The organism is [Leptolyngbya] sp. PCC 7376 (genome assembly GCF_000316605.1).
Lineage (GTDB): Bacteria > Cyanobacteriota > Cyanobacteriia > Cyanobacteriales > MRBY01 > MRBY01.
Genome location: NC_019683.1, coordinates 3,869,990 through 3,883,786, shown reverse-complemented (window position 1 = coordinate 3,883,786; position 13,797 = coordinate 3,869,990). Strand labels below are relative to the sequence as shown.

At 45.1% G+C, this 13,797-nt stretch carries 11 protein-coding genes; 5 read left to right on the top strand and 6 right to left on the bottom strand.

Annotated elements, in window-relative coordinates; all coding sequences use genetic code 11:
* Nucleotides 1-52 precede the first annotated feature (52 nt).
* On the bottom strand, nucleotides 53-1,252 hold the full coding sequence (locus LEPTO7376_RS23815) for a tetratricopeptide repeat protein (protein WP_015135459.1): 1,200 nt from the start codon (nucleotides 1,250-1,252) through the stop codon (nucleotides 53-55).
* Nucleotides 1,253-1,384: 132 nt separating this feature from the next.
* On the opposite strand from LEPTO7376_RS23815, the gene LEPTO7376_RS17525 reads away from it, so the two are divergent.
* From LEPTO7376_RS17525 to LEPTO7376_RS17515, 3 genes are read left to right on the top strand one after another with little or no spacing between them, the layout of a single operon-like run.
* Entirely contained in the window at nucleotides 1,385-3,796 is a 2,412-nt protein-coding gene (locus LEPTO7376_RS17525) for a DNA polymerase III subunit gamma/tau (protein ID WP_015135458.1), read from the top strand.
* Nucleotides 3,797-3,838: 42 nt separating this feature from the next.
* Nucleotides 3,839-4,930, top strand: a complete 1,092-nt coding sequence (gcvT, locus tag LEPTO7376_RS17520; RefSeq protein WP_041765855.1) for a glycine cleavage system aminomethyltransferase GcvT — start codon at nucleotides 3,839-3,841, stop codon at nucleotides 4,928-4,930.
* 43 nt (nucleotides 4,931-4,973) lie between these two features.
* Nucleotides 4,974-6,047, top strand: coding sequence for a DUF6398 domain-containing protein (locus LEPTO7376_RS17515; RefSeq protein ID WP_015135456.1), 1,074 nt, complete (start codon nucleotides 4,974-4,976; stop codon nucleotides 6,045-6,047).
* 69 nt (nucleotides 6,048-6,116) lie between these two features.
* Here the strand turns inward: LEPTO7376_RS17515 and LEPTO7376_RS17510 are convergent, their stop codons facing one another.
* Together LEPTO7376_RS17510 and LEPTO7376_RS17505 are read right to left on the bottom strand one after the other, a co-directional pair.
* A complete protein-coding gene (locus tag LEPTO7376_RS17510; protein ID WP_041765852.1) occupies nucleotides 6,117-7,283 on the bottom strand; it encodes a GTP-binding protein in 1,167 nt (388 codons plus the stop codon).
* Between the two features lie 243 nt (nucleotides 7,284-7,526).
* Nucleotides 7,527-8,522, bottom strand: a complete 996-nt coding sequence (locus LEPTO7376_RS17505) for a phosphoribulokinase (protein ID WP_015135454.1) — start codon at nucleotides 8,520-8,522, stop codon at nucleotides 7,527-7,529.
* 404 nt (nucleotides 8,523-8,926) lie between these two features.
* Between LEPTO7376_RS17505 and LEPTO7376_RS17500 the strand changes: the two genes are divergently transcribed.
* Complete coding sequence (locus LEPTO7376_RS17500; RefSeq protein WP_015135453.1) at nucleotides 8,927-9,934, top strand: hypothetical protein; 1,008 nt, start codon at nucleotides 8,927-8,929, stop codon at nucleotides 9,932-9,934.
* 45 nt (nucleotides 9,935-9,979) lie between these two features.
* Here the strand turns inward: LEPTO7376_RS17500 and LEPTO7376_RS17495 are convergent, their stop codons facing one another.
* Nucleotides 9,980-10,465 (bottom strand): helix-turn-helix domain-containing protein, encoded by a 486-nt coding sequence (locus LEPTO7376_RS17495; RefSeq protein ID WP_015135452.1) that lies wholly within the window; start codon nucleotides 10,463-10,465, stop codon nucleotides 9,980-9,982.
* A gap of 65 nt (nucleotides 10,466-10,530) precedes the next feature.
* Between LEPTO7376_RS17495 and LEPTO7376_RS17490 the strand changes: the two genes are divergently transcribed.
* Entirely contained in the window at nucleotides 10,531-12,108 is a 1,578-nt protein-coding gene (locus tag LEPTO7376_RS17490) for a hypothetical protein (RefSeq protein WP_015135451.1), read from the top strand.
* Nucleotides 12,109-12,181: 73 nt separating this feature from the next.
* Here LEPTO7376_RS17490 and LEPTO7376_RS17485 read toward each other — a convergent pair whose 3' ends face one another.
* Entirely contained in the window at nucleotides 12,182-12,766 is a 585-nt protein-coding gene (locus tag LEPTO7376_RS17485) for an HAD-IIIA family hydrolase (RefSeq protein WP_015135450.1), read from the bottom strand.
* On the bottom strand, nucleotides 12,759-13,718 hold the full coding sequence (locus LEPTO7376_RS17480; protein ID WP_015135449.1) for a glycosyltransferase family 9 protein: 960 nt from the start codon (nucleotides 13,716-13,718) through the stop codon (nucleotides 12,759-12,761). Before LEPTO7376_RS17480 ends, LEPTO7376_RS17485 begins: the two co-directional genes overlap by 8 nt.
* Nucleotides 13,719-13,797 lie beyond the last annotated feature (79 nt).

Genomic DNA, 13,797 nt, shown 5'->3' with positions numbered 1-13,797 from the left:
CTCGTAAAGCTATGGCGAGAGAAGAGAATCTCAGCTCATTTTGGGTCTCGATTTAAGCTTCTGACCAAGGGTCAGAGTCTGAGTTTGGTGTAATCACTTGACCAGACTGCAAAAGTTCGAGACGTTGTTTTGCCTGGGCGAAGTCGGGTTCGAGGGCGATCGCCTTCCGATAGTTAATCTGGGCGTTATCAAATTTCTCTAGACGCTCCAGAGTGCATCCTCGCTGAAACCAAGCTTCTGCGACATTATCTCGTAAATCAATCGTGTGATTCCAACTTTCGAGGGCATCTTGCCAGCGTTCAAGTTTCATGAGGGCATAGCTACGATCTTTCCAAGCGACAACGCCTTCCGGCAAAATGGCGATCGCCTTATCGAAACATTCCAGTGCGGATTGAAATTGCCCAATGCAACCAAACGCACTGCCGCGGTTATGCCAAACCTGGGGAATGCGGTCATTCATTTTTAAAACTTCATCCCAGTCGGCGATCGCCCCTGTGAAATCCCCTTGATCTGCTTTAGCAAGACCGCGATTAAACAATTCTTGTAGGTTTTGATTTTGAGGCGAAACAGGTTCAGATTGGGCTGCTGCTGGCTGAGGCTCTACTGGAGTTGTGCTAGGCGTTGGTGGGGCTGGTTCTGCGGGCTGTTGAATATCTTGTTGAATGGTGGTGTCATTGGCCAAAGGCTCTGGCGAAGATTGAATGACCGTTTCAGTCTGCGGAGGTTGAGGAGTGGGCGCAGAGGTCGCCGTCGCTGTAACGGTTGGTGCTGCGGGTTGTGCATCGGCAACAGGCTCGGCCTGAGTCGTAGTTTCGGCGATCGCATCGGGGCCATCATATTCCCAAATAAGATCGAGAGTGCCTTCTTTCTTCCCCGTTACGAGTTGTTGACCATACTTAGTAAAAACTTTCGAGAGGCGTTGTAATTTAGGGGAGGAGTTTAGGGCATCGCTAATGTAGATGAGGCGAGTTCCGATTTGGCGTTGCTGTGTACGCTGGGATTGTGCCAAAATCCTTGCACTAAAATCTTTCAACCAAGCTTCCCAAGCAGAGGCTTTGCCGCGACTCCCAAGATCCAACATAAATACTTCCACACGATCAGGCTGCCAACCGTGGGCAAGACCTTGGAGGAGTTGGTCTAATAAAAATTCAAAATCGGCGTCTGTCAGAGCAGGAAGGTTATCCTCGACTAGGAGCTGTTTTTTAGCCGTCGATTTATCTGCCGAAAAAAGTTTTTTTAGCAAACCCGCCATATACTGATAATCCTCTTGTTTGACTCTGCCTGTTTACGGTAACCATCATTTTAGGTCATAGATTTCCTTCTTCTAAATTGAATCTGAGATTCACGTTTATTCGTTTGCTGTTCTGACTGTCTGGTTTGCATGATGCCCTATGAACCGCTCCATCATAAATATCGCCCCCAGATGTTTTCGGAACTGGTGGGACAGGAGGCGATCGCCACAACGCTGAGTAATGCCCTAGAGAAAAAGCGCATTGCGCCAGCCTATTTATTTTCGGGGCCACGGGGAACAGGAAAGACGTCTAGTGCCCGTATTCTCGCGAAATCTCTCAATTGTTTAAATGCAGCGAATCCAACGCCGAGTCCCTGTGGGGAATGTGAAGTTTGTCGGGCGATCGCCAATGGATCAGCTTTGGACGTGATCGAAATTGACGCGGCGAGTAATACAGGTGTCGACAATATTCGCGAACTGATCGAGCGATCACAATTTGCGCCAGTGCAATGTCGTTACAAAGTTTATGTGATCGACGAGTGCCATATGCTCAGCGTGGCAGCGTTTAACGCCCTACTGAAGACATTAGAGGAACCACCTGCCCATGTGGTCTTTGTCCTGGCGACAACTGATCCTCAGCGAGTGCTCCCAACGATTATTTCGCGCTGCCAACGGTTTGATTATCGACGGATTCCCCTCGACGCGATGGTGGGACATCTCCGCAAAATTGCCCGCAACGAAAATATTGAGATTCCCCTCGAATCAGTCATCCTCGTTGCTCAGATTGCCAATGGTGGTTTGCGAGATGCCGAAAGTTTGCTCGATCAGCTCAGTTTGCTATCGGGAGAAATTACGCCAGATAAGGTCTGGGATCTAGTCGGTGCAGTACCTGAACGAGATTTGCTTGGGCTGATTCAGGTGGTGCGTAGTAATAATCCAGAAGCTGTGATTCAGCAATGCCGAAGTTTATTGAATCGTGGCCGTGAACCGTTAGTAGTGCTGCAAAATTTAGCGAGTTTTTATCTCAATTTACTGATCGCTAAAACTGCACCACAACGAGGCGATTTGATTGCTGTCACTCAACCGACTTGGCAAGCCCTTTGTCAGGAAGCACAAGGATGGGATGTCGCCTTAATACTGAAGGGTCAGCAGCATCTCAAAGAGAGTGAATATCAGCTAAAAAATACAACCCAACCCCGACTCTGGCTTGAAATTACGCTGTTGGGATTATTGCCTTCGGCTTTGGCGAATATTCAGGTTTCGACTGAAACTGTCACTGTTCAACCGTCTATTGTTCCGGCACAAGTTGCTGTACCCCCAGTAGTTCAGCCTCAACCCGCATCACCCAAGCTAGAAGCACCAGTTCATCCTTTCGGAGAAGAAGCCCCGGCGATCGCCCCACCAACTCCGGTTTCTGCTGCACCAACAATCCAACCTGAACCTGTCATTCAGTCGCCAGCTCCTGCACCAATTTCAATATCCACACCGCCAATACCAGAAGAAAGTGGGCGATCGCCAGCCCCTACTACCATTCCAGAAGTTGTTCCTCCTCCGTCAGTCCCTACACCTGAACCGATACCTGAGCCAATAATTGCAGAATTACCTGTTGAGCTGACCTCTGAGCCAACATCTCAACCAATTCCAGAGCCAAAAACACAACCTGCCGCAACGACTACTAGTACTAGTCCAACTATTTCTGCTCTAGAGCGAGAACAGCTGTGGGAGACAATGCTGGCCCAATTACATCCACCTGCAACTCAGCAACTTTTACGTCAAACAGGTCGTTTGGTTAGTTTTAATGGCAATATGGCGTTGATTGGAGCCAAAACACAACCCCTGTTGTCTCTTACAAAAGGCAAACAAAAAAATATTGAAGCTGCTTTTAAAAAAGCTTGTCAAAAAGATATTAAAGTTTCATTCCAAGTTGGATATGAACCATCAGGTGATATTGAGATGTCGGCGACTGTGTTCGACACACCAGTCCCAACCTTTGCCCCAGCTCAAGCATCTCCATCTGCTCCTACACCGCCAGTAACTCCACCCAATCCGACTCCACAAAAAGTTTCATCTGCTCCATCGACAGCTCCGAATCCTTTTAGCGAAACTGCTCCAGCTGCTCCTACGCAACCTGCTGCGCCAAAAGTACCTGCACCACAACCAACAGCTTCATCTCAACCTACTGCCATAACTCCAACCTCCCAATCACCACAGCCTTTGAGCAATGGCAATAGCAACGGCAATGGTAATGGCCACACGCATCATATTGCTGAGCCACCACAAGTTTTAGAATCACAAGACCCGGCACAGTTAACAGAAAATTCTCCACTAGAAACATTAGAAGCGGAGGGCGATCGCCTTAAAGGAGCAGCGTTAGAATTTGCTGAATTCTTTGAAGGAGAAGTTATCGAATTAACCCACCTTGCCCCACCTGATCCAGAGACTGAAGCCACAGCGGCAATTAAACCTGCAACTCCGGCATCTCAACCCGAACCAGCACTAAGTTCAGTCAAAGGTCGCCCCTCTGTCCCTACAGAAATTTCTCCAGAAGACGATATTCCGTTTTAGAAAGCCCGTATGATTGTCATAATCGCTGTTCAATCTGTGTTTATGACTTTACTCCGCACGCCTCTCTACGATCTTTCTGCCGCTGCCAAAGCCCGTTTTGTCGAATTTTCTGGCTGGGAAATGGCAGTACAGTACAGCGGTTTAAAAGCAGAACATAATGCCGTTCGAGACAATGTCGGGATGTTTGATATTTCCCACATGGGGAAATTTGCCTTGGCTGGCGAGAACCTAGTAGAAGCCCTGCAAACCCTTGTCCCTTCAAACTTGGCGCGCCTTGAGGTTGGAAAAGCTCAGTACAGCGTTTTACTCAACGAAAAAGCCGGCATTATTGACGACATTATTTACTATCATCAAGGCGACCACAAAGGTTTTCTCATCGTGAATGCTGCCACTACCCAAAAAGATTGGGATTGGCTAACCACCTATTTGGAACCCAAAGGCATCATCCTTACCGATGTCTCGCGAGACAAGGCGTTAATCGCTGTTCAAGGTCAAAAAGCAGAAGCTATCCTACAGCCCTTTGTTCAAAACTTAGATTTATCGAGCCTCAAAATGTTTAATCATGCTGAGGCTGAAATTGATGGAAAACAAGCCTTTATCGCGCGGACGGGCTATACCGGCGAAGATGGTTTTGAAGTAATGGTTTCACCCGAAGTCGGGCAAAAACTGTGGGAGCAGCTCAGTGATGCAGGGGTTGTGCCCTGCGGGTTGGGCTGTCGCGATACGCTTCGTCTAGAAGCCGCATTGCACCTTTATGGTCAGGATATGAATGACGAAACGACACCTCTAGAAGCGGGTTTAGGGTGGTTAATTCATTGGGATGAAAAAGGTGATTTTGTCGGAAAAGATATTCTCGTTGCTCAAAAAGCAGAAGGTGTGACGAAGCGTTTAGTTGGTTTAGAGATGCAAGCTCGCGGTATTGCACGCCACGACTATCCAGTACTGGTTGATGGTCAAGAAATTGGCATTGTCACCAGCGGTACAATGTCGCCCACTCTCAATAAGGCGATCGCCCTTGCCTATCTCCCGCGTGAATTTGCGAAAAAAGGGCAAGCTGTAGAAATTGAAATCCGTGGCAAACACTACCCTGCCAAAGTTGTGAAAAAACCTTTTTATCGCTCTCCGAATCGTTAAATTTAAATTCATTTCAAAATTGGCAACTTAGGACAGTAATCCTATGGCACAACCAACACAATCCGAAAAAGTCCCACAGAAAATGCAGGCGAAATACGACGAAATTGTCGCGATTACCAATACTTTCGCCGCAGAATATCTCAATGAAGATTATGCTCAGTTAGTGCGATATGCAACTGCCGCACTCGCCCGAAAAAGACCCTCACCCCTCAGCAAAGGTCGAGCAAAATCTTGGGCTTGTGGCATTACTCACGCTATAGGTATGGTCAATTTCCTCTATGATCCCAGCGTGACTCCCCATATGAAAGCATCGGAATTGTACAAGGCTTTTGGGGTAGCCACTAGTACAGGCCAAGGTAAATCAAAAACCGTCCGGGAAACATTAGATCTGATGCAAATGGATCCTGACTGGTCTACCCAAGAAACCCTCAAATATAATCCTTTAGCCACTACAGTAGTCATCAATGGTCAAATTATTGATGCGAGCCTTCTACCTCGACAAATCCAAGAAATGCTCCATGAATCTGGCATGTTACCCGTTATTCCGGAGACCAGTAACGAAGATATTCCTGTAACTATTGGCGAACCAGAGGCGATCGCCCTAGAAGATATGGAACCCAGACAACCACCAGTTGCTGCCACCAAAGATGATATCTTCCACTTCGAAGTTTTTATTTTTGATGGCTTACTCACAGACGAATTTATTGAAGCAAACCCGGTAGTTTGTCGCGAGATTGAAATTTTAGGGAAGCATACCTTGGCTGATTTTCATCGTATTATCTTTAAAGCTTTTGACCGTGAAGAAGAGCATATGTACGAATTTCAAGTCAGAGGCTCAGCACCTAACGCTCCCGATGCCGAACGTTATGTTTTACCGGAAGCAATGAATAACTCTGATGACGAAAATAAACCTTCTGGCTGCGTTAATGATACGGTGATCGCCGATCTGAATTTATCCCTAGACGATGTAATTGGTTACCATTTTGACTTTGGTGATAGCTGGTGGCACCAGATCAATCTACTAGAAGTAAAATCAAAACCTTCAGGACGTAAAAAATATCCTCGCATTACTGTCAGAGAGGGAGCTAGCCCACCACAATACCCTGATTTTGAATAAACCGAAAAAATAAAACCTCCTTTTGTTTGTTTCAAAAAGGAGGCTAACAATTCGATTGGCAGCAACAAATTAGGAAAAGCCTTTACCCCGATTATCTGAGGGAATACAAAAACAATTCTCAATTTGCTCCCGGAGCTTCGCCTTATCCAGATTTTGGCCGATGAGAACAAGTTGATTTTGTCTTACTTCGCCTTTCTTCCACTCCGAATCATCAATTGAAAAGCGCTTACCACTGAGGTGGAAAATGTGACGGAGCGGACTTTCTTCAAACCATAATAAACCCTTTGCCCGAAAGACATTTATCGGCAGTTGGTTATCGAGGAAATATTGGAATTTCCGGATATTAAATGGCTTATCGCTCTGGATAGAAATCGAGGTAAAGCCGTCATTTTCTAAGTGATGGGAATGATCATGGTGTTCGTGGTCATGATCGTGGCTATGTTCGTGATCATGGTTATGGTCATGGGCATGAGCGTGGTTGTGATCGTGATCATGTTTATGCTCATGGTCGTGATCGTGGCTGCGTCCGTGGTCATGGTCGTGATTATGATCATGATTGTCCACTTCGTCGTAATATTTATCCGACTCAAACAAGCCCACACTTAGCAGTAAAGGCAAGGGAACTTTCGACTTTTTAGTGCGGAGGATTCTGGCACCATCTTTGATATCACGGATCCGTACTTCTAAAGAATCAACATCTGCTTCATCAACGAGATCAGTTTTATTGAGGAGAATAATATCGCCGTAAGCAATCTGGCTATAAGCGGCCTCGCTATTAAACAAATCCAAACTGTAATTCGCAGAATCGACAACGGTCACAATCGAATCTAGTCGAGTCATATCTCGCAACTCTGTGCCGAGGAAAGTCAGGGCAACAGGGAGGGGATCTGCAAGACCTGTGGTTTCAACCACAAGGTAATCAATTTCGTCTTTACGCTCAAGGATTTTATGGACAGCATTAACGAGGTCTTCGTTGATAGTGCAGCAAACACAGCCGTTATTGAGCTCCACCATATTGTCGTCATCGGTGGTGATAATCAGCTCATTATCAATACCAATTTCACCAAATTCGTTAACCAAGACCGCAGTTTTTAAGCCTTCTTGGTTTGTGAGAATGTGGTTAAGGAGGGTCGTTTTACCGCTGCCCAGAAAACCTGTGATGATCGTAACGGGTAAGCCACCTTGGTTTTCGGCTGTGGCATCTGCACCGGGAGCTTGACTACTGGCTGTCACCATAATGCTTTCGGAATATATGTCTTCTAGATTACTTTTTTCTATCTTAAAACTGATTGAAAAAAATTGTGCTAATCGATGGGTCTTCTGTAATGTACTGCTCAAATAGAAAGGAAATATAAGACGGCGATCGCCTTGCATCCCAGCCATCAAAAAAGAGGATCATTAGTTAGATCCCCTCTATCGAAGCTTTGATTAAATTTATTTCGCAAGCAATAAATTAACTACTCGCGAAACGATAAAAACTTAAACGACAGCCGCTTTCTTTTGTGCAACCAGCTTTTCGTAAGTTTGACGCATCTTAAGACCAATTAAAATCTGGAATAGACCAGTACCATTGTCAGAACCAGGATAGTCTCTATGCTTGAGAACTAGCTCAGTCATTTCACCGTAGTACTTAGTACCTGTCTTACTGAGGTGACTTTCGATATAGATCATCTCATCAAGGTTATCGAACTTACCATCAACTTCGAGGATGGAAACCTCGTTGCCAAGATAGCTATCGGGTCCGTAGTACATCTTGATGCCTGGGTAGTTACAAGTCAGCTTACGACCGCAAGGACGCCAGTGAATTGTGGAACCTTCATCGAACAAGTAAGCAGGCTCAAAGTTCTCGATACCTTCCTGCTGTACCAAACGAACGCGCAGGTACTTACCTTCCTTATCTTCAACCAGCTCAGTGGGAAGAACTTGCATGACAACATCCGCAAATTCGCGCTGAGGTTCGATGTAAGCACTGAAGTCAGGCTTACGAGCGTTAATAGAGGCCAAAACGTCATCATACGTATGGCCACGCTCAGCCATATCCCGCTGAATCTTCCACTGGATTTTCACTTCGTCGCTAATGTCAAAGTAGACGCTGAAGTCAATCTGCTCACGAACTCGCTCATCATAGAGGGGGTGTAAACCTTCAATGACAACGACTTTGTTAGGTTCGATGCGCTCAGGAGGATCGAGTTCACCAGTCTCGTGATTGTAGATAGGCTTATCGATCGCCTTACCATTTTTAAGATCACGAACTTGCTCAGCCATGAGGTCAAAATTATTTGCCTTAGGGTTGAGTGCAGTCACGCCTGCTGCCTTACGACCTTTACGATCAAGGCTATGATAATCGTCTAGGCAGATTACCGTCATAAACTCTGCGCCGAACAGATCGGTAAGACGGCGTAAAAAAGTTGATTTTCCGCAACCGGAGTCTCCGGCAACACCAATAATGACTACACGGTCTGTCTGACTGGTCATAGATTTCCTCTAGGTCTGCAAATTTTAATGTTTTAAACTTATACTTTTTATAAATGAGGCGGTTGTGACTAGCATCATTTACTCACTATCTTCGAGCTTGTAAATTGAAGCTTAAATATAGTCACGTTTAAGACCCCATAGTATTCCCAATGGGCTACTATACGTCGTTTTGCCGCCAATTATACAACGGCAACTACATTTAACCACGGCAGTTACCCATAAGCTAGATGAAGTGAAATATTTTGTTGGGCTCTTTTTGTCTCCGCATAGAATGGTCTCAGGGTTTATTTCATGCGGATACTGGTAACGCTAGTGAGCTACCTGAATAGCTTAGTTTGTACGAAGTTTAGAGAATTTAATAGTTCAGTGATCATGATGTTTTTTCTAGGTTGTGGGTATTTTGCATGAATGTGGAGCAGACATTTAATCTAATTGATTCGCTTTTACCATTTGAGGTTTGTTCATATCATCAAATTTTGCCTTTAGCGGTACAGGGTGAATCATTGATTCTTGGCATGGTCGATCCGACGAATGTCGCAGTGTTGGACTATGTGCGCCCACTCTTGAAACCAAAGCATTATTTTATTAAGCGCCGCACCTTAGATAGCAAGATTCATCAAGATGTGCTGACAAGGTATCAGGAATATCAAAAGCAGCAGCGAGCAAAGGAAGAAAGTAATGATGATTCTGAGGCCACTTTGATTTTTGGCCACGAATCTTTGGGGAAAAAAGAGTCTGTTCTTAAAAATGAAGAGGTTAATACTGTACTCTCGGCGGCGCCAATTAAGGAAAAGGGATTTCTCGGTTCTTTGCAACTTTTGGAAGTGAGTGAGAAATATGTAAGTACTCCCGCGACAATGTTGTCACAACTCCCTCCCCACGAGCTGATTTTAGAGTTGTTCGGGCGATCGCTCCTCCAGAATGTGAACCAAATTTCCTTAGAGCGTAAAGAAACTAATGGTCGCATTATTTGGAGCCGGAATAATCGTTCTAAAGTTTTACTCGATAAGCTGCCACTGCCACTGTTCCAGAGCTTAATCCATGAACTGAAAAGACTCACCGATTTTCCGGTACGCCCAGTGGAGAAGCCTAAAAAAATTGAAATGTTGCGTCTATACAAAGAAGAACCGTTACTGTTGCGGCTTCGCTTTATCCCTGGTGAATTTGGAGAACAGGTTTCGATCCAGATTTTTAGAGGGCAAATGCTACAAAAATATCAAAAGTCTCAGATGGCAAGACTCAGTAAAGAGCTGATGCAGATTGCCAGCATGATGGATCGTAAACTTCGCCAAGCTGCCGCGCGATCGCAGATCAATCCCGAAAAAATAGAAGCCCTCCCACTCTTACAAAAAAATCTTGCCAAGATGAATCGCAATATCGAGCACATTCAAAAGAAGCAGGTCGAGTGGTAAAAATTCCCTCTCAAGATTTTTAAAGTCTATCGAGGCAGTCAAAACTCAAGGAGAAATTTTTCGGCGACTCAGAACAATTCCATGTTCTTTAAGCACCTTTCGCACTGTTTCCCGACAAATACTTTTTACCAATCCTCTCGCTTTTAGCTCCGATACCAATAAACTCAGCGACCAATAATCTTTCCCTTTAGGTGGTTGGCTCGCATATAGTTCCAATAATCTTTGCGCTTTCTCCCCAGCAATCTTTGGTTTCACTGGTGGTGTCTCTCGTACTTTCCGATTCAGAGCGCGCTCCTCACCCCCAGTGACAAATAATTTACGAATTCTCGCCACCGTATTGGAATGGACACTGAGTGCTTGAGCAATTTGCAAATCTGTCCAATTCCCTTCAGGATGAGCACGATCTGCCATCAGCAAAATTCGGGCATGCAGGATCATTTTCGCGGACTGATAGCCATTACGAGCAACTCGTTGTAAATCCTCTCGTTGCTCTGGCGTTAAACGTACGTTGTATTTCGTTCCAGCTCCCATTTGTACGTATAAAATAAAGGCTACGTAAATATACTCAATGTGTTTTTCAACGCCCCTAATCTATCATGACCATCGCGCCTCGTAGCCAAATCCGTCGTACCAAGCGCAATCGCACCAGTCTATGGTTTGAAAGGGGAATGGCAGTTGTAGCTTCTGTCAACCTTGCTTTTGTATTATTCGATCTGAGTTATATTCCACTACGGAATTTTTGGTTACAGGGCAGAGTTCAGTTTTACGCTCGCATCAATGAATATGAATGGACATTTCCGGAAGAACCAGTCAGAATTCTACCTGTTGATGTCACTAAGCGATATGACTGGGTCAAAGGCATTGTCGATAATCGGGATACTGCCTACTATCTACAGCGAGTGGAAGACTTAAAGGAAAAGGTTAAGCAAATTAATGATCTAACCATTAGCTCTAGTTCCGAATCTAGTGAATTGCTGACGCCTTCTGATCAAGGAGATATTGTCGAGGATTTACAACGCTACAACGCAGAAAAAGAAGAAATTTTGGCAGAACTGCGAGAACTGAGTATCGAGATGATTGATACTAATCCTTTCGAGATCGCCAATAAAACGGGAACGCTCGAAAAGATAAAAAACAAGATGCGTCGTCATATCTTTGATGATCTCGATGAATCCTCCAAGGAAGCTTTTCGAACTTATTGGAATTCAGATTATTTTAGTGAGAATAATTGGATTGAAGGCCTAAACTTCTTTGACCGAGAAATCAAACCCCTCCTTGAAACAAACTATTTCAGGCCGATCGGAGAAAACGGGGAAGCGGTTGATAATTTTGGCATTCTCGATTTTCCATTTTTCCTACTGTTTCTCCTCGAATTTTTGGCACGGAGTTGGTATATCAGCAGCCGCCGTACTGGGGTAAGTTGGTTTGATGCGATGCTCTGGCGATGGTATGACATTTTTCTACTTATTCCTTTGTTCCGTTGGCTACGGGTCATTCCGGTGACAGTTCGTTTAAATCAAGCAGACATTATTGATTTGAGTGCGATTCAGAAGCAGGCAAGCCAAGGCTTCGTTGCGGGGATTGCAGAGGACATTACTGAGGTGGTTTTTATTCGTATTATTAATCAGGTGCAAGGTTCGATTCGACGCGGAGAATTTTCAACACTTCTCTCCCAAACAGCGGGTCGTGAGTATGTGGATTTAAATGATGTGAATGAGCCTGTGGAGTTGGCTAAGCTCATGGCCAATCTTGTAGTGAATCAGGTTCTCCCAAAGATCCAGCCCCAAGCGGAGGCGTTAATTGGTTACACGTTAGATCGTGTTGTGTCTAGCTCGCCTGCTTATCAAGGTTTGCAAGTGTTGCCCGGTATCGGAGAACTCAAGGTAACTTTGGCACGGGAAATTTCCCACCAATTTTATGAGATTGTGGCGGAAACGTTGCGGGCAATACTGGAGGAGGATCCGGAGTTTGACGAACTGTTGGAACAATTGATGTCGCAGTTTACGGATAGTATTACGTCTGAAATCCAGGCTCAGGAGAGTCTTGAGCGGATGGAATCTTTGATTAATGATTTGCTGGAAGAAGTGAAGGTGAATTATGTCGAGCGTCTCTCGGAAGAGGATGTGGAGGACATTTTGGAGCAAACTCGTGCTCTTAGACAAATGTCTCGCTAAGTGCTGATTTTTCTAATTTGATTTTTGGGTGGTGATTGAGGCGATCGCCACCCATTTTTTTAGCGTGAAAATTTTAGTCTAAATTCTCTAAAATCCATATTGCACCATCCTGAAGATTTTCTGCGACATAATCAGGCTTAGTCTGATGTTGGTATGCACCACCCAAAACTTCTTTGCCATAGCCTGTCTGCACAAGAATCCCCTTCAATCCAGCATTATGGGCTAAGTCAACATCCGTTGCTTTATCACCCACCATAAAGCTTTGACTGAGATCCAGATCATGTTCCCAAGCTGCAGCAACAAGCATTCCCGTATTGGGTTTGCGCCATGTACCCCATTTTGTGAAGTTAGGGTTTGTGCCGCCTGCGGAATGACTCAGGTAAGGACAATAAAATAAAGCGTCTAAGTAGGCATCTGCTTCTTTTTTTAATAATTTGCAAAGACGATCATGGAGTTTCTCTACATGATCAATGCCGTAATAACCTCTCGCAGGGCCGGATTGGTTCGAAACTAAACAACAGAAAATACCTCGATCATTAAGCGATCGCACCGCGGCAGCAGAACCAGGGATTAAATTGAGATCATGAACATCACGGATATAGCCCGCTTCAATGTTTAGAACGCCATCACGATCGAGAAAAACTGCTGGTTTAGCCACGCCAAATTTTAGCTAGTACGTCTGTGGGTTTGATATCTGCAATGCGCCCAGTGGGGGATTGGATACCAATAAACTTATCACTACTTGGGGGTAGCAGTCGTTCCCGCTTCGTTGGGCCAAACAGTGCGATTGTATAAGTTCCAACAGCAATAGCAAGGTGCATAGGGGCGCTATCGGTACAAACCATCAAGTTTGCGCCAGCGATCATTGCGGCTGATTTACCCACGTCCTCGGGCACAGTAACCCTTAGATCTGGAAAGATTTCAACGAGCTGCGCGACCCAATCATAATCCTCAGGGCCATGCAGAAGGGCGATCGGCAAATTGGGCTGTTTCGCCTTAATATCGTTAATTACTTCTTCCCATTTTTCAATGGGATAAAGCTTTTCAATCCCTTTTGCTTGGGATATTTTGCTAGCACCTGCATGGATCAAAATATAGCCATCATTAAGGCCGAGACGCTTTTGTTCTCCTTCTGCCCACTGAATATCAGAGCTAGGGACATTTATTTTTGGGAGGTTACAGGGCTTGTTAATATCTAATGCTTTAAGCAAATCGTGATAGGTTGCCGCCGCATATTGCTCTTCGTTGAGGGGAGCAGGATTCGAAATAAACCAAGAGGTATTGGTTTTGTAACCAATACGGGTCGGAATGCCATTTAGCCAAAGTAACAAGCCAACTATCCAACGTCGGCCAAGGGATAGGGCAATTTCATATTCGCGATCACGGATTGTTCCGAGCACATTGAGATAATCTGCTGGGCCATTTCGATCTTTAAAATCAAACGTCAAAACTTCATGGACAGTGGGACAGACACGATAAGCCGCTTTGGCACGGGGCTCTACCAAGACATCTACCATCGCTTCGGGGTACTGATCTTTGAGATCTGCGAGGGTAGGAAAAAAAAGGATTTGGTCGCCGACTCCGCCGGGAACAAGGGCTAGTATTCGCATCGTTGGGGGCAGTTTGCTTGAATTTACTTATCCAGACATCATTTTAGAAGAGAATAGGCGGCAACGTTTAGTAATTTCG